The 21,543-nt window shown below is 65.0% G+C and carries 22 protein-coding genes and 1 tRNA gene; 16 read left to right on the top strand and 7 right to left on the bottom strand.

The window, feature by feature from the left end; genetic code table 11:
• Nucleotides 1-47 precede the first annotated feature (47 nt).
• The 3 genes from ABWI04_RS03265 to ABWI04_RS03275 form a co-directional block, all read right to left on the bottom strand.
• Complete coding sequence (locus ABWI04_RS03265) at nt 48-3,077, bottom strand: tetratricopeptide repeat protein (RefSeq protein ID WP_353831361.1); 3,030 nt, start codon at nt 3,075-3,077, stop codon at nt 48-50.
• A 106-nt stretch (nt 3,078-3,183) separates the two neighbouring features.
• Nucleotides 3,184-3,648, bottom strand: coding sequence for a hypothetical protein (locus tag ABWI04_RS03270; protein ID WP_353831362.1), 465 nt, complete (start codon nt 3,646-3,648; stop codon nt 3,184-3,186).
• 527 nt (nt 3,649-4,175) lie between these two features.
• Nucleotides 4,176-4,247: transfer RNA gene (locus ABWI04_RS03275), tRNA-OTHER, on the bottom strand.
• Between the two features lie 416 nt (nt 4,248-4,663).
• Between ABWI04_RS03275 and ABWI04_RS03280 the strand changes: the two genes are divergently transcribed.
• Nucleotides 4,664-5,836, top strand: a complete 1,173-nt coding sequence (locus ABWI04_RS03280; RefSeq protein WP_353831363.1) for a DNA cytosine methyltransferase — start codon at nt 4,664-4,666, stop codon at nt 5,834-5,836.
• A gap of 55 nt (nt 5,837-5,891) precedes the next feature.
• Here the strand turns inward: ABWI04_RS03280 and ABWI04_RS03285 are convergent, their stop codons facing one another.
• A complete protein-coding gene (locus tag ABWI04_RS03285; RefSeq protein ID WP_353831364.1) occupies nt 5,892-6,824 on the bottom strand; it encodes an HNH endonuclease in 933 nt (310 codons plus the stop codon).
• Between the two features lie 325 nt (nt 6,825-7,149).
• On the opposite strand from ABWI04_RS03285, the gene ABWI04_RS03290 reads away from it, so the two are divergent.
• The 3 genes from ABWI04_RS03290 (at nt 7,150) to ABWI04_RS03300 (ending at nt 11,144) form a co-directional block, all read left to right on the top strand.
• Entirely contained in the window at nt 7,150-7,470 is a 321-nt protein-coding gene (locus ABWI04_RS03290) for a hypothetical protein (RefSeq protein WP_353831365.1), read from the top strand.
• Nucleotides 7,471-8,075: 605 nt separating this feature from the next.
• Complete coding sequence (locus tag ABWI04_RS03295) at nt 8,076-9,179, top strand: HNH endonuclease signature motif containing protein (RefSeq protein ID WP_353831366.1); 1,104 nt, start codon at nt 8,076-8,078, stop codon at nt 9,177-9,179.
• Nucleotides 9,180-10,448: 1,269 nt separating this feature from the next.
• Complete coding sequence (locus ABWI04_RS03300; protein WP_353831367.1) at nt 10,449-11,144, top strand: hypothetical protein; 696 nt, start codon at nt 10,449-10,451, stop codon at nt 11,142-11,144.
• A 293-nt stretch (nt 11,145-11,437) separates the two neighbouring features.
• On the opposite strand, the gene ABWI04_RS03305 is transcribed toward ABWI04_RS03300, so the two are convergent.
• The 3 genes from ABWI04_RS03305 to ABWI04_RS03315 form a co-directional block, all read right to left on the bottom strand.
• Complete coding sequence (locus ABWI04_RS03305) at nt 11,438-11,839, bottom strand: DNA-directed RNA polymerase subunit alpha C-terminal domain-containing protein (protein ID WP_353831368.1); 402 nt, start codon at nt 11,837-11,839, stop codon at nt 11,438-11,440.
• A 174-nt stretch (nt 11,840-12,013) separates the two neighbouring features.
• Nucleotides 12,014-12,406 (bottom strand): hypothetical protein, encoded by a 393-nt coding sequence (locus ABWI04_RS03310; RefSeq protein WP_353831369.1) that lies wholly within the window; start codon nt 12,404-12,406, stop codon nt 12,014-12,016.
• Nucleotides 12,403-12,648, bottom strand: coding sequence for a hypothetical protein (locus tag ABWI04_RS03315; RefSeq protein WP_353831370.1), 246 nt, complete (start codon nt 12,646-12,648; stop codon nt 12,403-12,405). Before ABWI04_RS03315 ends, ABWI04_RS03310 begins: the two co-directional genes overlap by 4 nt.
• Nucleotides 12,649-13,002: 354 nt before the next feature.
• Here ABWI04_RS03315 and ABWI04_RS03320 point away from each other — a divergent pair, with 354 nt between their 5' ends.
• From ABWI04_RS03320 to ABWI04_RS03375, 12 genes are all read left to right on the top strand, one after another.
• The gene (locus tag ABWI04_RS03320; RefSeq protein ID WP_353831371.1) at nt 13,003-13,311 is read left to right on the top strand and encodes a putative quinol monooxygenase; all 309 of its coding nucleotides are present in this window, start codon (nt 13,003-13,005) and stop codon (nt 13,309-13,311) included.
• Nucleotides 13,308-14,510: a helix-turn-helix domain-containing protein gene (locus tag ABWI04_RS03325; RefSeq protein WP_353831372.1), complete on the top strand. Its 1,203-nt coding sequence runs from the start codon at nt 13,308-13,310 to the stop codon at nt 14,508-14,510. Before ABWI04_RS03320 ends, ABWI04_RS03325 begins: the two co-directional genes overlap by 4 nt.
• A 314-nt stretch (nt 14,511-14,824) precedes the next feature.
• On the top strand, nt 14,825-15,178 hold the full coding sequence (locus ABWI04_RS03330; RefSeq protein ID WP_353831373.1) for an SCO3933 family regulatory protein: 354 nt from the start codon (nt 14,825-14,827) through the stop codon (nt 15,176-15,178).
• Nucleotides 15,179-15,192: 14 nt separating this feature from the next.
• Entirely contained in the window at nt 15,193-16,533 is a 1,341-nt protein-coding gene (locus ABWI04_RS03335; protein ID WP_353831374.1) for an FtsK/SpoIIIE domain-containing protein, read from the top strand.
• 214 nt (nt 16,534-16,747) lie between these two features.
• Entirely contained in the window at nt 16,748-16,912 is a 165-nt protein-coding gene (locus ABWI04_RS03340) for a hypothetical protein (protein WP_353831375.1), read from the top strand.
• A complete protein-coding gene (locus ABWI04_RS03345; RefSeq protein ID WP_353831376.1) occupies nt 16,912-17,742 on the top strand; it encodes a DUF2637 domain-containing protein in 831 nt (276 codons plus the stop codon). Before ABWI04_RS03340 ends, ABWI04_RS03345 begins: the two co-directional genes overlap by 1 nt.
• Nucleotides 17,743-17,762: 20 nt before the next feature.
• Nucleotides 17,763-18,173, top strand: a complete 411-nt coding sequence (locus ABWI04_RS03350) for a hypothetical protein (RefSeq protein ID WP_353831377.1) — start codon at nt 17,763-17,765, stop codon at nt 18,171-18,173.
• Nucleotides 18,173-18,322, top strand: coding sequence for a hypothetical protein (locus ABWI04_RS03355; protein WP_353831378.1), 150 nt, complete (start codon nt 18,173-18,175; stop codon nt 18,320-18,322). Before ABWI04_RS03350 ends, ABWI04_RS03355 begins: the two co-directional genes overlap by 1 nt.
• A gap of 14 nt (nt 18,323-18,336) precedes the next feature.
• The gene (locus ABWI04_RS03360) at nt 18,337-18,492 is read left to right on the top strand and encodes a hypothetical protein (RefSeq protein ID WP_353831379.1); all 156 of its coding nucleotides are present in this window, start codon (nt 18,337-18,339) and stop codon (nt 18,490-18,492) included.
• Between the two features lie 93 nt (nt 18,493-18,585).
• Entirely contained in the window at nt 18,586-20,004 is a 1,419-nt protein-coding gene (locus tag ABWI04_RS03365) for a replication initiator (protein WP_353831380.1), read from the top strand.
• On the top strand, nt 20,001-20,180 hold the full coding sequence (locus ABWI04_RS03370; protein ID WP_353831381.1) for a helix-turn-helix domain-containing protein: 180 nt from the start codon (nt 20,001-20,003) through the stop codon (nt 20,178-20,180). The genes ABWI04_RS03365 and ABWI04_RS03370 overlap by 4 nt, the downstream gene beginning before the upstream one ends.
• Nucleotides 20,180-21,511: a site-specific integrase gene (locus ABWI04_RS03375; protein ID WP_353831382.1), complete on the top strand. Its 1,332-nt coding sequence runs from the start codon at nt 20,180-20,182 to the stop codon at nt 21,509-21,511. Before ABWI04_RS03370 ends, ABWI04_RS03375 begins: the two co-directional genes overlap by 1 nt.
• The last annotated feature ends 32 nt before the right edge of the window (nt 21,512-21,543 follow it).

Raw genomic sequence — 21,543 nt, forward strand, 5'->3', positions numbered from 1 at the left:
CGAGGTTGGTCAGACTCATAGCCAGCATGGGGAGATAGGCTTCAGGCTCAGCCTCGACCAGCTTCCGACATATCCCGACCGCCTCGCAGAATGGCTCCAGCCCAGCACGCTGCCCCCCCCACCCTCAGCAGGCGGTTACCGAGGTTATTGAGGGCCCCCGCCAGGCCTGGGAGATAGGCGGCGGGGTGAGCCGCGGCCAACTTACGGCGGATGTCCACAGCCTCCCGAAATGGCTCCAGCGCAGCACGCTGCTCGCCCACCCCCGACAAAGAGACGCCCAGGTTGTTCAGGGCGCCTGCCAGGTCGGCGAGGTAGACGGCAGGCTCGGCCTCGACCAGCTTGCGATAGATCCCGACCGCCTCGCGGACCGACTTTAGCGCGGCACGCATGTCACCCACCCCCGACAAGCAGCCACCGAGGTTGGTCAGACTCATAGCCAGCATGGGGAGATAGGCTGCAGGCTCAGCCTCGGCCAGCTCGCGATAGATCCCGACCGCCTCGCGGACCGGCTCCAGCCCGGCACGCTGCTCACCCACCCCCGACAAGCAGCCACCGAGGTTGGTCAGGCTCAAGGCCAACTTAGGGAGGTAGGCGGCAGGCTCGGCCTCGACCAGCTTCCGACACGTCCCGACCGCCTCGCGAAATGGCTCCAGCCCGGCACGCTGCTCACCCACCCCCGACAGGCAGTTGCCAAGGTTGTTCAGGGCGTCGGCCAGGCCTGGAAGGAAGACGGCAGGCTCGGCCTCGGCCAGCCTGCGATAGATCCCGACCGCCTCGCAGACCGGCTCCAGCCCGGCACGCATGTCACCCAGCTCCGACAGGCAGTTGCCGAGGTTGTTCAGGGCCCATGCCAAGCCCGGAAGGTAGGCGGCGGGTTCGGCCTCGACCAGCTTGCGGCGAATCTCCACGGCCTCGCGAAATGGCTCCAGCCCGGCACGTTGCTCGCCCACCCCCGACAGAGAGACGCCCAGGTTGTTCAGGGCGCCTGCCAGGTCGGCGAGGTAGACGGCAGGCTCCGCCTCGGCCAGTTTGCAATAGATTTCGATCGCCTCGCGGACCGGCTCCAGCCCCGCCCGATTCTCGCCCATCTCCGACAGACACTTGCCGAGGTTGTTCAGGACCCCTGCCAAGCGTGGAAGGTAGGCGGCGGGTTCGGCCTCGACCAGCTTGCGGCGAATCTCCGCGGCCTCGCGAAATGGGTCCAGCCCGGCACGGTGCTCGCCCAGCTCCGACAGGCAGCTGCCGAGGTTGTTCAGAGCGTCTGCCAGGTCGGCGAGGTAGACGGCAGGCTCGGCCTGGGCCAGCCTGCGATAGATCCCGATCGCCTCGCGGACCGGCTCCAGCCCGGCACGCATGTCACCCACCCCCGACAGGCACTTGCCGAGGTTGTTCAGGACGTGGGCAAGGTCTGGCAGGTAGACGGCAGGTTCGACCTCGACCAGCTTGCGGCGGATCTCCGCGGCCTCGCGAAATCTCTCCAGCCCGGCACGGTGCTCGCCCATCTCCCACAAGCGGCCACCGAGGTTGTTGAGGCGATGGGCACGCTGGGCTGGCGTGGCTTCGGATGGTTGTTCTTGGTGGAGGCGTTGGGCCAGGTCACGGGCAAGACTGAGAAGGTCGGTGTGGTGGATGGGGATGGCGTTCTCGACGGTGGCGGCGAGGTCGTAGGGCGCGTGGTCCAGCACCGTGGTGACCAGCGGCGGACTCAACCAGCCTGGTCGTATCGGTGTGCTGCGGAGGACAGCAAACAGCGTTTGACGAGCAGTGTGGTGTCTGCCGCCTGCTGCTGCGAGCATCAGCAGCGCTTGGCGGGCTTCTCTGGCTGTGGTCTGCTCATCGGTGACGAGCTCGGTGACCAGTGCCTGGGTGCGCTGATGCCCGAGTTCATCGGCAAGAAAGTCTTCGGCGAACCTGTCGGGCTTGAGTGGGGCCAGCGCACTCACCCCCCCGGCGTCGCTCCCGTGGGTGGTTCCCTGGGGATGGTGCGGCGGTCGGGTTTCAGTGCTGGGGTAGAGGCGTTCATGAATAGTGAGCAGCTGGTCGGCAGCGGCGTCCCCGTCGGCCAACCGCGCCCGTCGCATCCATGCACGCGCACGGGCAGGCTGCCAGATCGGGCCGAACAACGTTGCGATTAGTACTGCCCTGGCCATCGCCTCCGACCCAGCGGGGCTGCACTGCCAGTAGCGGCGCTCATGCTGCAGCAGATACGCCGACAAGTCCTCGCTATGAGGGATCGGTGCGCCCTCGTCGGTGGCGCACACGGCGGCCAGCGCGGCCATATGCACCATCAACGGCGACACATTCCGGTCCACCTGCAACCCCGCTGGTTGCGGCACCGACTGCACTTGGATCTGCAGCTCCCGCTGAAACGCCGCAGCCGCCTCGTTGAACGCCTCGGCTAGATCATCGAGACTGGCAACGAACTCCTCCAATGGGAGCGGATCGGCCAGATCAACCGACACCCGCCCCAGCGCCGCCGATGCATCTTTCCAAAATCCCGCCTGTGGGCGAGCCAGCAGCAACACTCGCAACCGCTCCACATGCGCATTATCACCAGCCTTATGGGCGTCGTGGGCGGGGTGCAGACTGTCATACCGGGTGGTCAGCATCTCCACCATCCGGGTCAACGCCTTTAGCGGCCAGCGTTCGGCGTAGTCGACCACCACCAGAACATTCCCGCTGGCGGGCATCTCCGCCTGTCTGGTCGGCTCCCGCAACGGCCTGCTGGCGTCCGCAGCGCCCAGAACCGTCCATCCCTGCTCATGTGTGAGTGTGGCGGACCAGTAGCCAAGCCGGGTCTTGCCTACCCCACCCGGCCCGGGAATCAACCGCAGCGACACCGGCTCGTTGTCTTTTAGCCAGTGCTCAAGCATGGCCTCGGCATCTGGGCGTGGCCGGTATGGCACCACCAGACGATGCACATCCAGCATGTGTGAGGGCAACCGCTGGGACCGGGGAATCCGCCTAAACTGGGGCGTTAGCAACTCCAGGCGAAATTCCGGCTGTTCCCACGCCACCATGATGGGACCGGCTGTCGATCCGATCTGAATGTTGGGCCCGTAGACATTGCCGCCCACAGACTGCCCCACCTTGTCACCCCACATCCCCGGACGCCCGAATCCTCGAAGCGACTCGCCGGTATTGAACCAGTCGTCCAGTCACCCAGCACTCGTCACAGGCGGGCTAGTCAACGTCAACGTCATCGGCCTGGCCAATCTGCACATTGCGGCCACCCACTGAACCGTGCACCTCCTGCCCCCCGGCCAAGGTCTGACCGCCAAACCGCGCCCGACCTCGCACTCCATGACGCGACCGCCGCGGCCTGGTGGCCGCCGGCCCGACCCGCACATCACCGGCCTGGCCAATCTGGAGATTGGGCCCCTGCACGTCCCCGCCCACCCGCTGTCCAGCCGCTTGCGGCTGCTGGCCCAGGCCACGGCGGGTCAACACCATCCCGTACACGGACACGCCCAACCCCAGCGCCGTCAAGAACACCGACATCACGCTGGCCCACCGATCGGCATCGTCCAACCCCACCAGGGTGAAGAACACCCCGGCCCCGGCCAGCACCACCCCCGCCGCCACGACCAAGACCGCCGTCAGCATTCGCCGCGAACCACTCATAAGCGCATCCTGCCCGTCAGCCAAGATCCACATGGTGGGAAAGCCTGAACCAGGCCGACCGCGGCCGACAAGTCACCATAGGCCACAGCACACGGAACAGGGGTGCCCACCTGGCACGCAGAGCCAAACTGCCCGCAGCCGGCGGCCCCGGTGTTGGACGAGCCCCCACCCGGACGGATGCATCACGAGATAGCCTCATGGGGAGGCACAATCTCCTAGTGGCCTAGGACCTAATCGCCTCTGGGAGGAGCCGACTGCCCGGACAAGCCTGACTGGCCAAGCTTTGTGCCACCGAAACAGGGGCTGCCTGGTAGCGAACTAACCGTCTACGTTGTGCCCCTGCTGCGGCAAGGGCCTCGTCGCCGAACCAGGTCTGGAGGAAGCCCAAGCCCTGATTGAGGAGGCTCCGGGAACGCCGCTCAGAGGCGGCAGAACTTCAACGCGTATTCAACCTGCCCGTCCGCAAAGGCTCGTGGAGGGCCGAACACAGCCGGACAGTAGCAAAACGACCCTCACTCACGTCATCCCTAGTGAGGGGCCGTTCTGTGTGATGGTGGCGAGTCCAGGATTCGAACCCGGGTAGGCTAAGCCGACAGATTTACAGTCCCACCGCCCAACTCCCCTGACCTGCCGCTTCTCTCCCAGGACGCCGGACTTCGGCCCGCATTCGGCACGCCGAGCTAGCTGGCGGCAGGGACGAGCCTCTGGACAAACGATCGAAATTCTGCCGCCAGCCAGAGTTCGGTTTCTATCGTGGGGCAGAAGAAGGAAGCCAAACGGCGCATTGAGCAGGCGCTACAGAACAGCTGACATCCGTGCGCGACGCGCACAGTCAGACACCTGATGGTCACTGAGTGTTGCCAGGCGGGGCGAGAGCCCTTGACCGCGGTCCGCCAGTCGGGGGTCTCTCACTGCCCGCAGAGCCGACCACCGAGTGTCAGACCCCCTGGCTACCCTCGTGACGTCCTCGGCCGGCGGATCACGCGGGAGCGCGTTATGGCGACTGACCCAATCTCTTCTCGGGTGTACAAATAGGACTATGAGAACGATCAGCTTTATGGAACTTTTCGCGGGTTGCGGTGGATTCTCTCAAGGGTTCCTGGCGTTCCGTTTGCCTGGCGCGGCGCGATCGCCCTTTCGACTTGTCGGCGCCATTGAAAGCGACAATGTAGCGGCTGCGACATTCGCCTCCAACTTCGGTAAGGAATTCGACACCGGAAAGCAGATGCTTGTTCGCGATATAGAGTATTGCGAGGCGCCCGCTTATGGGGCGGTCGACGTCATGCTGGGAGGGCCGCCTTGCCAGGGATTTTCCGGTCTCGGCAAGCGGAATGTCGACGATCCTCGAAATAAAGTTCTATTCGAATACCTGCGTTTCATACAAGCCGGCGCCCCAGGCATTTTTGTGATAGAGAATGTTGACCGCTTCATGCAATCGCCCGAATATACGGTCCTTCTAGGATCTACCCAACGGGGCGGCCCCCTCCAAGACTACGTCCTGGAGTCGCAGATCATGAACGCCGCCGACTATGGCATCCCGCAAACCAGAAGACGCGCAATCATACTAGGCACCCACCGGGATCTGATCTACAGTCATCCCCAATCACGACCACTCAAGCATCCGATACCAACTCACGGCAAGAGGGTCTCCTCGGAAATGGCATCTCTATTTGAGGGGTATGGAACCTCACCATGGGTCTCGGTCTCCTCAATCTTTAAGAAGTCTAGCTATTATCCGATCAAGTCCGAGCTTCCCGATTACATTTGTGCGCCTCTCGGTACTCAGTTGCCCGGCACCTTTAAGACCCGCGAGTTGCACGTAGGGCGGAGAGCAACCGCCCTCTCTATGGAGCGTTATACGCTGATCCCGCCAGGAGGGAACCGGCATAACCTGCCGCCGCACCTGTCGACGTTGAACTGGGTGAGCTTCCGCCACGGTGCAGGCGATGTTTTCGGTCGCATGGCCATGGATCGACCTGCCGTTACGATACGAACGGAGTTCTTCAAGCCAGAGAAAGGACGCTATCTCCACCCTTGGGAGCATCGGCCGATCACGCATTATGAAGCCGCCCTTATTCAAGGCTTCCCGGATGACTTTCTGTGGTGCGGCGGCAAGATTCAGATAGCGCGGCAAATCGGAAACGCCATCCCCGTTCAGCTTTCCACTGTCATCGCACGAGAGATTTATTCCTATCTGCGTGCGGTGGGATGATGGCGGTTCACTTATAGCCCATGCTCACTGGAGCGTGGCTACGCTATCGATGTTGTCACGAACTCCGCTGACGAGCGTTTCGGTGCATATCCCAATGTTTGGTCAGCCACTTGACGTGTTCGTCAGTGGTGGCGATCGAGAGAACCTTGCCGTGAAGTTTGGAATAGAGAGGAAAGTTGGCAAGGCTGGGCGCCACGTCGATCGTCTTCGCGCCCGGGTTATAGGCGAGTAGACCGAGATCGAACAGGCGGTGGATGTCACGCCGCAGGAGGAGGCCGCCACCTCTATGGTGCTTGCCAGTAGCGGCATAACTGTACAGGTGGGCGGCTTCCAAGGCTTGGGCAGGGGTGGGACCCGTGAAGGCGCAGACCTCGCCGAAGGTCGCAAGCATCGCTTCCCGGAAGACAGGTTGCCCCACCCGTACACGCACCGCGACCTTCCGATGGCCTCCAGTGATGACCTCGTGCGTCTTATCCAAGATTCTGAGCGGCGTGGGGTTCTTGCCCGTCTCTATCCGCTCGCGAAAGTCTTCCCACCGCAGCCGGCGCAAGCTCAGCTGTGAGCTTGGCTTCTCGCACAGCTGGCGAAGCTCGGCACCGGAGACACTCCCGCGCAGATCGATCCAGCCAGCTTCGTGACGGCTGCGGTAGGTCTTCACCTCTACTTCGCGTGTGACTGGCTGGTTGAACTCGGCCCCGCACTTCCAACACTTGTACTCGGGGATCATCGTCTTGCGTCGGGCGACGTCGGCCCTGCCGCAAGCTGGGCAGTTCCGCAGCTCCTTCTTCCCAGCGCCAACCTCGATCGCCTCGATGACCGACAGGCCGAGGAGGGTGTGGGTATCCCACAGAACGATCACGTCACCGACGGCAACCGCAGTGGCGTTCGGCACCCGAGCGTCCCAGCTGTAGTGGCGAGAAGGGTCGTCGTCGTACCCGTCACCTGCCCGCTTGCGCTCTTCCACTGCGATCATCAACCAGCCCGCCATGCCCCGCCTTCCCCTGCCCATGACACTGCCTCGCGATCAACCTAGCCACATCCCCTGACATAGCGGGCGTTTCCGGCAGTTGGGGCGCCTTCAATGAGGGACGAAGGAGGACGGAATGAGCGCGAGGGGACGACGTGGCCACTTGTGCGGTCGGTCGGAAGCGTCCGGCGAGGCAGATGCGGGAAGCCGCCGCATCGAGCAGGCCTACGGGATGACTGAGTTCCGTACGTACTCCGCACGGCCACTCGCAACCCGCCGGTGACAGCCGGACAGACGAGATCGGCCCCTGACCGTGAACCGCTGGACAGGGGCCGATCGTTGCTGCTTGGAGTGGGAGGCAGGGGCGGGGTCAACCGCCGAGCTTCCGCTTTTCAGCTATAACAACACTCTTGGTGCGCGAGCATCGCGCGAGGCTGACCGGCTGCCAGCGTGCGCCTGTGGCTGGCGCTGCTGCCTGCTGTTGCTGTCACTGTTGCTGTCACCCGTGGCGATGCTGCCTTCGGCTTCGCAGTCGCCGGACATGCCGCTCGTGCTGGCCTGCCCGGCGGCGTTGGGCGCGGTCGATGAAAACGACCTGTGGGTCGGAAGCGGTCTCGTACAACTCCACTTCGAACGGATCGGCGTCGTACTCGATGAGAGGAGCTAAGGCCGCCTGAGTCCTGCTCAGTGGTGATCCGCCGGCGTACACCATCGCGCCAGGCATGGCCGCTCACCTCAGCCTCGCCCACGCCCTGAAGATAGCTCAGGCGAAGCGTGATGTGGGCTCCGACTCAAGGGGGCCAGGTTGGCGCAGGCCCCTGGTTCAGGCTCGCCTGGACATCTGTTTACAAGCGAGATCAGCGACGTCCAGGCACGTCCCCACGTGCCCGCTGACCAGCGCCGCAACCTCCCGGACGTCCACACCCGTCCAAGATCATCCGACCCCGTTGTTAGCACCGCCGTTAGCATCCACACCGTCCCGAGGGGGCGTCCGCGTGAACGATGAGAGACCGCGCCAAGCAGCTTCGCCTACCGGGCTTCGGCGTCGGGACGCGGAACCGGCCTTGCCGGGTCCGGCGCCCCTGCGCAGCCATGCTGGCCCGGCGTTGCCTGGTCCGGAGCTCGCCCCTCCGAGATCTATTGCTTAAAGATCACTTTCCCCCATGGGCCACCCTTCGGTGAAGGCGCAGATGGTTCGGTCCGCTGACGCCCCGATCTGTCAGACCCTCATGCCATCATCGATCACGTAGCCGAGATACCTTGAGGAAGCCTGTGCCTAAGAAGAAGCGCGTCCGCAAAACCTCAAATCGTAACGCGACAAAGAATCGTCGCCAAAAAAATGACCCCGAACGGATTCAGCTCTATCATGACATGGCTGTCTACGAAAACTTCGAACGCTGCGCACAGCGAATCTTCACGATACTGCGAGATAGCCAACAGGCATCCCCAGGCGCCGAGCGTACACTCCTACTTCGCATACAAGGCCACAGAAACAACGAAGGTGGTTATGACCACGATGCCTACGAGATACTTTGCCACTTTCTTCCGGAGTTCATATTTCCATACTTAACTGCAGCGATCACCCCTTTTGGAGAACTGCAGAACAAGAATGCACAACGCAATGATATCCCGAATCGACTCTATATCGGCTATCCGGCTGGCGAGGAGAAAGACTTCTGGTACGACGTTGACCTTCTGCCGATTCGAGCCAGAGAACAAACTGAGGGTAACCGAAAAACGCCGCCAAGCAAGGAAGTGATCGCGCGTTACCTCGGGATGGAATCTGACCCATGCTGCCTGGTCTGCTGGAACACGCCCACAGAACGCGCCCACGTGGTACCAAGTTCACTGGGCGGATCAATGGACGTACGCAACTTTGCATTACTTTGCGAATATCATCATAGGCAAGCACCCGACATAGCCGATGCGGAAGCATTTTGGGCTTGGGTGGATTATGCAGAGATGAGGGATTCGGGGAGTAAATGGGAACGCGAAACCGAGCATGTCAAGGAGCTGGCTCGTAAGCTCGGATCAAGGACAGAGAAGGTGAACCGATCCGAAGTAGACTTCATAGCCGCGGTTCGGTTCGAACTCGAACACCTGTACGGCTGGGAAGAAGTCGACTTCGCACGGTTCTCGTGGGGTCTGCAAGAAGAATATCACCGCGTCCTAGAAACGGCGACAAGAAAGCATTTTGGCATAGAACGCAAGGTTTCTACACATTCTTGGGCCTATGACGTTGCCTTGTATCGAATCACTAGAGACCATGAAGCACGCAAACGCCGCCGAAACAAGGTGCTACTTTACGATTCGATACCGGATTGCCAACGTAGGCCGTGCAACTTCCGGATCGATTCCGTACCACCGCCTTCTTAGTCGAGAAGTAGATCGACTTGCCATTCGGCAGTGGTACGGAGCTTATCAAATCTAAAGGCATCGCTTGCTCATCACGCAACCGTCCCGGAGGGTGCGCCCGCGCGAACGACGAGACGGTGTGACAGACCGATTCGCGCGGGCGTGCCCTCCGGCCCGCGGGGGGCTGGGGGCCGCGAGGCCCCCGCTTCGCGCTCGTCCAACCTACGCTAAACATGTTCAGCAACATCACGTCGGTGCGCACCGTCTACGCTTAGAGTGCTACAGGCAGGCGATGCGTTGTCAACTCCGAACGCACGATCGCCTTGCGGGGCTCCGGTTACTCAACTGGACGACAGCGGGCTCCCGGGGAGACCATGCTCTTGATGCTGCGGCCAGGGCGACTTCCCACCGAACGATACTCCCTCCATAATGAGGGATCATGGAGAGGCTTATGGTGCAACTCGACGAGCAAGGTTATGCGTTCCTTGATGGAGCAGAGCCGGAGCAGATAGCTAGAGAATTAGGTCAGAGCAGCCATGCTGAGCTCCTATATCCAAAGAGTGAGGCTGCCGCCGACCCTTGGAGTCTCTCCGGGGTGTATGGGCTCGGAGAATTTCCATGGCATACAGACGGCGCTATCTCGGTGCGACCGCCCCGTTGGCTGATCCTGCATGCCAAGGAATTGACAGGCAACACATCCACGGAGATACTCAGGCCCGATGATGACGCTTGGAGGATTTTTAAGCAAACTACGCTGAAAGCATGCGACCGTTCCGGCAGGGTCAGATACCTCCCAGCAGCTATTCCTACGGACAGCGGATGGCGCCTTCGCTGGGATCCTCGCACTTGCTCACCGATAGCATCTGCGACATTGAAGGATATCGGCGAACTTCACCCGAGTGCGACAATCGAATGGGAGCCTAAAAAAACGCTGATCATTGACAACTTTCGCACTTTGCATCGCAGGCCTGCGGTGAATGCACACGACAAGCGAGTTCTGCAACGGATCTATGTTTGGGGTTAATTTTGTGGGAGTATGAAGCGTATATCGGTAAGGCGCAACTATATTTTGGGCGCGCAGAAGATCATCCTCGGGTAGAGAATGATGTCACTGGCCTCTGGCTACTTCTGGGATTGGAGTTCCTGCTGCGAGCGCCCCTAGCTCGCGTCAACCCCCTCCTGCTCGCTGAGCCGGATTCGATAATGGCTGCAGCCGGATTTGCTTCTAAACCTGGCGCCGCCGCCCCTAAGTCAGTCACAACTAAGACTGTAATCGGTCGACTTGGGCAGGTGATTTCCGAATTCGGGAAGGAGCAGCAGGAGGATGCGCTTGCGCTGGCCGGGCTGCGTAACGAAGAGATTCACGGAAGTGAATCCCCTTTGAGTTCCGAAACCTTCCAGTGGATGCCCAAATTCACACGAATTGTTGACGTCCTGTGCACTCACCTTGGCTTGGATGCTTCAGCTCTTGTTGGCGAGCGAACCATGGAGCATGGTCGAGCACTCGCAGACGAGGCCGACCAACGGCTTCTTGCATTGATTAACAAGCGCATTAAAGCCGCCGAGGAGTTCTTGGGACATCTGAAGCCAGAAGAGATTGCAGCGAGACAGGCTGCAATGCCACTACCGCCGCCCGGGGGCGACTTCTTTGTGCAACGCAGGGTGGTACTTGATCCAATAAGTAAAGAATTCATGATCTCTGAAGCGGGCCTATTTGTAGACTGTCCGGCATGTGCGCGGAAGGTCATATTGCAAATGCGGGCAGTCCGACAGACCAACTCCAGAATCGAAGAAGATGATGTAATTGCTTGGGACGTAGTCTACGTAGGAACTTCATTTAAATGTGGCCTCTGTGACCTCGAACTAGAGAACACCGCCGAGATTCGCGCCGCTGGTATCGAGGTGCAATACGTAGAGGAGATGGGTGAAGATATCTCGACAAGGTACGCAGAGGCATTTGAGGGGCCGGATTATGGAAATGATTAGGGAGTATGCGTCACGTGCCTTCTGACGACTCGGCGGAGTAACGCAACGTCGGACTTTCCTCTGTAGTGCGGCCGGGCGGCGCGGCGCGGCGGGACCGGACGGGACAGGCCGCACGCCCGGCGCGGCGGGGCGGGCGGCCGCCGGCGGCCGCGGAGCGGGCGCCCTTGAAGACGTAGAGAAAGTTCTCATCCGGCGGGCGGAGCCCTCTGATGATCTTGGTTTCTGCACATGCTTCGGCCCCTGAGTTGCCTGGTCAGGGACTCGCGGCGGCAACTCAGGGGCCGGGTGCGGATCTAGATCAGATTGGTGTGGCGGACGTCGAAGCCTGTGGCGGTGAGGGCCTGGTTGACCTCTGCGAGGCTGCGGCGGCCGATGTTGCGGACTTCGGTCAGTTGGTCGGTTCGGATCATGTGGAGTAGGGCGCCGATGGTCCGCGGTGGGAGGTCGGCGTACTTGAGGGCGTTGATGACTCTGACGGACAGGTGAAGGCAGGACAGGGGGCAGCTTCCTGTGTGCCGGGCGCGCTGCTGGGGTTCGCCGGCGTGGGTGGCGTCTGGGGAAGCTGTGCGGGCGGCTGTGGTGAGAAGGGTGACCAGGTCGCCGACTGTGTAGACGCCGAGACAGGTTGTCGGGCATCGAGTGGTGATGCCTGGGTGGTGCGGGGAGTGGTCGGCGGTGTTCACCTCTGATGCCATGGCCACGCCTTCGTGTCGGTGATCTGCTCGCGTAGCTGGTGGACATCGGGGGCCGAGAGTAGGCGGTCGCCGGTCGGTAGGGGGATCATGGCCCACCACTCCCCTGTCGCTTCGCCGTACCAGGCTTGGATGCCAGGGAACATCTCGGCGAGGACTTGGGCGGCCCGCTTGGTCTCAGCGTTGCCGCTCATGGCGTCGGGCCTTCCCGGGGCTCGGCTCGTGGAGCTGGCCCCGAAGGATGCGCTCGACCTCGGTGACCGCCTGGTCCAGATCGGCGCAGGGGATGGGTTGGGGGTTGCTGCGGGTGAGATAGACCCATCGGCCGAAGTGGGTGGCGCTGAGTTCCTCGGTGGCGGGCGCGTGCTTGGTGGGCCCGACGCGCAGTGTTGCTGGAGAGACGTGGAAGCGTCGTCTTGTGCGCCATCCCTGGGCGGCGAGTGCTTCGGCGAGGCGGTCTAGGTGCCACATGGCCTTGCGGTCCTGGCGGTCTCTGGTGCCGAACCAGCGGAGGAAGCGACGGGCTCGGCGTCCCCATAGCCGTAGGGTCACGGCGGATTCGTCGATCATGCGCCGCTCTCCTTGGTGAGAGCGAGGACGCGTCCGATGCGGTCGGCGGCCAGTTCGGTCTCCCACAGCGGGCACAGCGGTTCAAGCTCAGGCTCGGAACCGCGGGTCGGACCGGACCAGACCCAGTGCCACCACAGCTCGCGGTCGCGGGCGTGCGGGTGGCATCTGACTACTTGGCGCAGGCCGGGGCTCAGCGCCTGGCCAAGGGCGTTGTCGGGTGCCGGCTCCCCTGCGAGGTTCACGGCCATCACCGCGGCGTGTCCCCATGGCTTGGCTGTTAAGCCGCGCTGATCCAGGGCGGCTATCAAGGCGAGCGCTGCGTCTCGCCATTCACGTGGGTTGCCGCCTGGTGGACGTGGGTGGGTGTCTGTCGCGTCCGGCGTCGGGGCGTCTGGGGGAACGGGCATAAGGGTTCCTTCGGACGGTCTTCTGCAAGGTCGATCGGCCAGCTCATCGCGGTGATCTTGCTGGTCAGAGCCTGATCAACCTGGATTGGTATTCAAAGTACGAGTACAGTACTTCAAGTACAAGTCACTTCGCGTACTTGCGCCGCACAATAAGTACTGATCTCGTAGAGGCGACGAAGGAGGGTGCCGATGTTCGGCTTGATGGTCCGGTTCACCTGCAAGGACGAAGAGAGCGCCGGTAAGTTCGACCAGCTGGTCTCCGAGACGATCGGCAAGATCGAAACGGAAGAGCCGGGCACGCTGATCTACGCGGTGCACAAGGTCGACGGGCAGCCGCTGCAGAGGATCTTCTATGAGCTGTACCGGGACCGGGCGGCCTTCGACGCGCACGAGGAGCAGGACCACGTCCGGCGGTTCCTCAGTGCCCGTGATGACCTGCTCGCCTCGGTAGAGGTCGACTGGTTGGGCCTACAGGTAGGCAAGGGAACGTCAGGGTGAGCACTGAGTATCAAAGAGCGCTCGGACGACGGATCGCTCAGGAGCGCAAGCGGCGCGGGCTCTCTCAGCCTGAGCTGGCGCGGCTGATCGATCGGTCCGTTGCCTGGGTCTCCCAGGTGGAGCGCGGCGTGCGCAAGGTCGACCGCATGTCGGTCCTGGAGAAGGTCGCCGAGGTGCTGGAGCTTCCGCTCTCGGAGTTGGCGGCCGAAGCTCCGGTTGTCGCCGCGTCGAGTGAGGAGATGCCGGGATCGGCCGGGCTACGGCTGGTGCTGTCGGGCGCTCACTCGCTCCGGGCCATGCTGCACTCGGCCCCCGTCCCGCCTACGGCGGAGATCAAGCCGCGGGTGGATCGGGCTTGGGAACTGGCGCATGAGAGCCACTATGTAGAACTGGCTGACTTGCTCCGGGGCTTGGTGCCGGCGCTGGAAACCGCGGTGCGGTCGGCGCCGGAGGAGCGGCGGGCAGAGCTGTTCAACCTGCTGGCGGCGACCTATCAAGCCTGCTCGGCGGCCCTGTCCAAGCTCAACGAACCGGAAGCGTCGTGGATCGCCGCTGACCGCGCCATCGTCGCGGCCGAGCGTGCGGGAGATCCGCTGATGATGGCCGCTGGCGCCTTCCGGCTCGGGTTCGTCTTCCTGGGAGCGCGGCAGTTCGACCAGGCAGAGGAGAACGCCCGGACGGCAACTGAGGCGCTGTGGTTCCTTGTCGACCAGGGCAAGCCGGAAGCCATGTCCCTATGGGGTGGGCTGACGTTGCAGCGAGCCATGGCCGCGGCTCGGCTCAATCAGGCGGACGTGGCGTATGAGCACCTGGCGCGGGCTCGTGAGGTCGCTGAACGGCTCGGGAGCGGCCGCAACGACTACAACACCGAGTTCGGCCCGGCGAATGTCGTCCTGCATGAGGTCACCGTGGCGGTAGAGCTGGGAGACGCCGGCCATGCGCTTCGGGCCGGGAGCGAGGTCGATACCTCGACGTTGTCCCGTGAGCGCCGGGCAAGGCTTCAAGTCGACCTCGCGCGTGCGCACGCCCAGCGGCGGCAGGTCGATGGTGCTGTTGCGGCCTTGCTGGAGGCGGAGTCGATCACGCCGGAGCAGGTGCGGAACCATCGGGTCGTGCGTCAGGTCGTGTCCGACCTTCTCACCATGCAAGACCCGCCCTCCTCCGACCTGCGAGCACTCGCCGAGAGGGTAGGCGCGTAGAAAAAGTACGTCTTCTAGTACTCTAAGTACTAGTAGAAACTCTGAGTACCGGGTAGCGTTCGTGTTGACGCTGAAGCACTCCTGATGGAGGTGAAGGCCCAACACGAACGCTCTTCGCGTTTCAGGGGCGGAAAGGCCGCTCTTGGACGGCGAAACAGGCCACTAATGAAAGTGGCCTGAGCGGGAGACCCGCCCAGGCCGGATGCGGTTAGCACCCTAGTTGGCGCTTCGATGCTACCTCGTTCGTCCTGACGGCGTGTGCTCCCTTCGGTCCGTAACGCCTGCTCAGCAGGCGGACGAGAGGTGTACTCAGCATGCGCAACATTCCTGTCGACGTCTCCGCCCTCACCTTCGTGTGCGTCTCCGCGCCGCGTCCCAAGGTGCTCAACCAGGAGACGGGCGAGGTCAAGGTCGACCGCGACGGACACACGGTGTTCACGGTCGGCCTGTCGGCTGCCGACGCGATGGGGCGGGTGGATCTGCTCCAGGTGGCGGTGACCGGTGACCAGTCGGTGACGATCGGGGAGGTCGTCACGCCGGTCGGGCTGGTCGCCTCCCCCTGGGAGGCGGTTCTCGGCGGGGAGAAGCGGTGGGGCGTCGCCTTCCGCGCTACCCGCGTCGTCCCCGTCTCCTCGGGGTCGGCCTCGGCTTCGTCGGACGTGGCCTGAACGGGGTCGCCGTCATGACTGACTCGCTTCTGGTGCTCGGGGTCCTGGCCGCTGCGGCGGCCGGGCTCTGGGCTTGGCGCCGGTTCCACCCGGTGTCGTTCTGGTACGGCGTCGGGTTCCCGGCCCGGGCGGTGCTGGTGTACCTGACGTGGCATCACGTCGCCTCGGGCTGCAAGCTCACGCGCAACCGGCGGCGGTTCCGCCTCACCCTGGACGCTATCCCCGTGGTCGGGCCTGCCTCGCGTTCTGCGGCGACGGTGGTCGAGCACAAGCGGCGGGTGCGGCGGGTCGACGTCGAGCGCTCGCCCCGCCTCGGCGTGCTGCGGCCGACGCGGCTGGGGTGGCGGATGCGGCTGCGGCTGCACGACGGGCAAGTCCCCGCCGACTACGAGAAAGCCGCGGAGGGGATCGCGCACGCCTGGCGCGTCCACTCGGTCCGGGTGGTCGACGTGCGGCCCGGCTCGGTGACGCTGTGGGCCACGATGCGTGACCCGCTGGTCGAGGTGGTCACCGCGCCGGAAACCGGTGAGCTGCTGACCGTGCGTCCCGGGAAGCTGGAGAACGGCCGTGACTGGGTGATCGACTTTCGCGCGGTGCCGCACTGGCTCAACGTCGGCGCGACACAGTCCGGTAAGTCGAACCTGGCCAACGCCCTGCTCAAGGGCCTGGCTCCGCAACCGGTCGCTCTGGCGGGCTTCGACCTCAAGGGCGGCGTTGAGTTCACCCCTTACGCGCCTCGGCTGTCGGCGCTGGCCACGACACGCAAGGAGTCGGTGGATCTGCTGGTCGACCTGGTGGGCGAGGTCGAGAACCGCATGGCACTCTGCCGGGCGCACGGTGCGCGCAACGTGTGGACGCTGCCGGAGGACCTGCGGCCGATGCCCATCGTGGTCCTGGTGGACGAGGTCGCCGAACTGTTCCTCATGGCCGACAAGTCCGAGAAAGACGAGGTGGCCAAGACCGCTACCGCGCTCCTGCGGGTCGCTCAGCTCGGGCGGGCGTTCGCGGTCTACCTAGTCGTCTGCGGGCAACGCGTCGGCTCCGACCTCGGCCCCGGCGTCACCGCGCTACGCGCCCAACTGTCCGGGCGAGTGTGCCACCACGTCAACGACCCGGAGACGGCGAACATGGCGCTCGGCGACCTCGACCCCGCCGCCCTGGACGCCGCCCGCGCCATCCCCGCCGAGACTCCCGGCGTGTGCATCGTCGCCGGACAAGACGGCTCATGGCACCGCGCCCGGTCCGTCTACGTCCCCGAACACGAGGCCGAGCAGGCCGCGCGGGACTTCGCGCACTTGACCCCGGACTGGGAGTCCCTAGTCGGCTCCGCCCCGGTCGTCCGCCCCGCCGCGTAGACACCTCTCCTACCTCACCTTCCGGCTCGGCGTGAGCCCTGATCACGCCACGTCCCTAACCGACCCCTGTCCGAAACCGGTCCTGGAGGCTCTCGTGGCTACCCGCGTCCTCGTCGTTCGTCCTCGGCCTGTCCCCGTCCTGTCCGCCTCGGCCCCGGCATCGTCCCGGCCGTCCGCCCTCTCGTCCTCGTCGAGCCGCCAGCCGGTGCGCGTCGTGTGTGACGAGTTGCGGAGCCTGGACGTCGCGGTCTGTGGCTCCTGCACCGAGTCGTTCACCTCGTCCCGGTCCGGCGAGGTCGACACCTGGGCCGACGCGCACACCTGTGATGCCGAACTGGTCGCGCTGCTCGCCCTCGTCACTTCCCGGCGGGCGGCGTGATGCGGCGACTTGCCGGGGCGGTGGCCGACTCGGCGCCGGTGATGGTGCTGGCCGGGATCGCGGCGGCGGGGTCGTTCACCCATATCCGTGACACCGCGACCGAGCACGGTCAGCGGGGGTGGATGGCCTGGGCCATCGCGGTCTGCATCGACCTGACATGCGTGATGGCCGCCGCGGAACGCCAGCGAGACAAGGACACCGGCCGAGACACCGGACGGCTGTCGTGGCCGACCGTCGTCCTGGTCGGCGGGATCCTGCTGTCGCTGGCCGCCAACCTCGCACAGGCCGACCCGTCGGTCTGGGGCTGGATCACTGCCGGGACTCCGGCGGGCGCGTTCCTGGTCGCGGTGTCGATGCTGGAGCGCCGAAAGGCTGGCACCCGCGCGGTGGCGCACACCTCACCCGTCCCTGAGTCCTTCGGCCGTCCCGATCCTGCCCCGGTCGTCTCGTCCGCGTCCGCGTCCGGCTCGTCCTCGGCGTCGTCTCCGTGGGTGGTGTGGGAGGACGAACGCCCCACCGTCCCCGCTGCCCAGGACGAACCCCGCAACGGTGACCGCGACGAGCAGGACGGCCAGACCTCCATCCCTGTCCCGGCCCCGGCCCTGGTCCCGGCCGCCGAGGAATCCGCGGTGCCCTCGTCTGCTCCCGCTCCGGCGGCTCCGCTGGTCGAGTTCGCGCGCCGGGTCGCCTCCGAGCACGAGAGCCGCCACGGGCGGCCGATCACTCGTGACGCGCTGCGCGCCCGGCTCGGCGTCTCCAACCAGCTCGCCTCAGACCTGCTCCGCCAGCTCCGCACCGACCAGCCCCACGCAACCGCGTCCGTCTCTTAACCCGCCTGGAGGAACTCGCCATGACCGCCCACACCAACCCGACCGGTCACACGTCCCTGCTGGTGCCCGGTGACCTGTTTGCCCGCCATCAGACCATCGCCGGCCTGCGCGCCCTGGCCGACTTCCTGGAGGCCAATCCCGCTGTCCCGGTCAATGAGTACGGCAGGGAGTACAACGTCTACGCCCGCGCCGAGGACGAGGCCGTTGCGGTCGCCATGGTCGACCAGGTCGCGGCGCTGCTCGGCGCCGAAGTCATCGACAAGCGCGCCGACGGGGGCCACTACAGCGCCGAAAGGACCTTCGGCCGCATCACCTACGGCATCGTCCACGTCCCCCAGCGGCGCCAGGACGAATACGAGGCCTACACCAGCTACCACCACAACATCCGCCTCGACCCCGAACAGGACGGCGACGAGGGACGGGCGGCCTGATGACCGCCGACCCGTACCCGGCGCCCTTCCGCGCGCTCGCCCTGCTCGCCAGGTTGGTCGTGGGCTGGGTGTGCGGGACCTGTGGCGGGGGCGGGGTCGCCTCCGACGGGTCCACCTGTTCCGACTGCAACGGCCACGGCCACACCTGACAGGAGCCCGCCCGATGTTCCTGCGCCGCTGCGCCTTCGCCTGCTTCTGGCTGGTCCTGGGCCTGTTCGCCCTCCGGCATCCCGGATCCGCCGCGCAAGCCGTCCGCGCTCTCTTCGAGGGCCTGGCCCTGCTCGCCGACGCGCTCTCACTGCTGGTGTCGGCCTTGTAGTCCCCGGCGTGGCCGCCGTCGCCGGCAAGCAAGTGCGGCCACGCCGGGCCCATCACCCGCCCATCCCACAGACAGGCAGGAGACCCGTTCATCGTGCCCGATCCCGCCCCCGCTCCGCACATCACCGGGGTGGCCGCGCGTGACATGGCCGCTCGGTACAACCGCGCCGACTTCCGCGCCTGGGCCCGCCGCGCACACACCACCGGAGGATGCGCCCAACCCATCCACCTCCGCGGCCGCGTCACCCACCTCGACCCCCAAACCGGCGAGATCCTCCGCCACTACTCCACCGCCCAAGAACCCGGCGGGACACTCCGGGTGGCGTGCAAAACCCGGCGGGCCTCACGGTGCCAGGCCTGCGCTGAGACCTACCGCGCCGACACCTACCAACTCGTCCGCGCGGGCCTGGTCGGCGGCAAGGGCGTACCGGACACCGTGAGCACTCATCCGGCGGCGTTCGTCACGCTCACCGCGCCCTCGTTCGGACCCGTCCACTCCCGCCGCACCGGCAAGGCCGGCGGCGTGGTCGCCTGCCGTCCCCGGCGTGATGGCGGGACGTGTCCACATGGGCGGCCCGTCTCCTGCACCGTCCGGCACAGCGAGGGAGACCCGCGGCTCGGGCAACCGATCTGCCCCGACTGCTTCGACTACGCGGGCGCGGTGCTCTGGAACGCGCACGCGCCTGAGCTGTGGCGCCGGTTCGCTCTGGCCTTCCGGCGCTACGTCGCACGGTCGGCGGGCCTGCGGGTGTCCGACCTGCGTGACGTGCTCACGGTTTCGTTCGCCAAGGTCGCCGAATATCAGCGGCGCGGTCTGGTCCACTTCCACGCCGTCATCCGCCTCGATGGACCCGGCGGCCCCGACGCGCAACCGCCCGCCTGGGCAACCCTCGACCTCCTCAAAGCGGCCGTCGACCACGCGGCCGGGGCCGTGACGGTGTCGAGTCCAGCGGCCGGGGACGTCCCGGCCCTGACGCACGCGTGGGGCTCACAGGTCGACGTCCGACCGATCACCACCACAGGGGAACTCACCGATACAGCGGTGGCGGGCTACATCGCCAAATACGCCACCAAAGCCGCCGAATGCGTCGGCACCCTCGACCGCCGCATCCGGCCGACTGACGACCTGGCCGACCTGCCTGTAGGCGGCCACGCCCGGCGACTCATCGCCGAATGCCTCCGACTGGGCGCCGTCGAAGAGTTCGCGGGGCTGCGGCTGACCGAGTGGGCCCACATGCTCGGCTTCCGCGGCCACTTCTCCACCAAATCCCGCCGCTACTCCACCACCCTCAGCGCACTCCGCGCCGCCCGCATCCAGCACAACCAACACCAACACGACGACATCACCACCGGACGCCTCCCCTTCGACGACGACCAGGTCCTCGTCGTCGCCCACTGGCGCTACCTCGGCCAAGGCATGACACCCGGCGAAGCACTCCTCACCGCCGCACTCACCGGCAAACCTCTGCCTGTCCTCGACCTGTCCGGCATCACCCAAGGGAGCACACGTTGACCGACCTGGTTCTCACCGTCGACGAAGCGGCCGAACGGCTCCGCGTGAGCCGCTGGACGCTCTACAACCTCATCCGCTCCAACCAGCTCCGCACCGTCAAGATCGGCCGCCGCCGACTCGTCCCCGTCAACTCCCTCGTCGAGTACCTCGACCAGCTCACGGAAGAGGCTGCCTGATGCCGAGAACCGCAATCGCCACGCCGGATGAGCCGAACGACGGTAAGAAGCACAAGGGCGCCCGGCGCAGTCGAGCCAATGGGGAAGGCTCGATCTACCCCTATCGGAACGGCTATGCGGCCTACGCCTGGGTGACCACTCCCTCCGGGGAGCGCAAACGCAAGTACGTCTATGGCAAGACGCGCGACATCGTCCACGACAAGTACGTCAAGCTCCTCAGCGCGGCGGCTCAGCGTCCGATCGCCACCACAGTGCCGACCGTTGAGAAGTACCTGGCGTCCTGGCTCCGGGACGTGGTCGAGCCCAACCGGGAGCCCAACACCTATTCGAACTACGAGCTGATGTGCCGTCTCCACATCGTTCCTGGCCTTGGTAAGAAGCGGCTGGATCGGCTCACGGTGCGGGACGTCCAGAACTGGCTGAACAAGCTTCCGGGCTCCTGCCAGTGCTGTGCGCAGGGCAAGGACGCCAAACGGCCTGCTGACCACCCTGACCCGAGCAAGCGGCGGCGGTGCTGCGCGGTCGGGAAGTGCTGCCAGAGTTTCCCGAGTCGCCGGACCATTACGTCGGCTCGCAACACGCTGCGGAACGCGCTCAATCACGCCATGACGGAGGAGATCCTCGCGCGGAACGTGGCGAGTCTGGCCAAGGTGCCGGCGGCCCGGAAGCGCGCTCGCAAGTCGTCCACCTGGACGGTAGAGGAGGCGCGCCGGTTCCTGGAGCACACGCGCGAGAGCAATGACCCGCTGTATGCCGCGTGGGTCCTGATCCTGCTCATGGGCATGCGCAAGGGCGAGGTGTTCGGCCTGCGCTGGGCTGATGTCGACTTCACGGAGGAGGAACTCAGCATCGGCTGGCAGCTACAGCGTGTCGGCTCGCGACTGATCCACAAGGAGCGGACCAAGACCGACGGCTCTACCGACGTCCTCCCCCTGCCCTCCCTCTGCACCACCGCGTTGCAGCTCCGCCAGGCTCAGCAACAAGCGGAGCGTGAAGCGTGCGACGACTGGCACGAAAGCGACCTCGTCTTCACGACCAGGACGGGGCGACCGGTCGAGCCGCGCAACGTCAACCGCGCCTTCGAGTCGCGGTGTGCCGCTGCCGGGGTCAAGGTCATCCGGGTGCACGACACCCGGCACACGTGCGGCAAGCTGCTGGCGGCGCTGGACGTCCATCCGCGGGTGGCGATGCAGATCCTCCGGCACAGCAAGATCAGCCTCACGATGGAGATCTACACCGAGGTCCCCACCGAGCAGACCAGGGCGGCGCTCAAGCGGCTCGGCGACCACCTTCGGCAGGATGGCGGCGGCAGCGGGGAGGCGTCCGCGTAGCTGTACTTCGCTGCTGTACCTGTTAGCAAAAG

It is taken from the genome of Actinomadura sp. NPDC000929, assembly GCF_040492065.1.
In the GTDB taxonomy this organism is placed as follows: Bacteria; Actinomycetota; Actinomycetes; order Streptosporangiales; family Streptosporangiaceae; genus Spirillospora; species Spirillospora verrucosospora.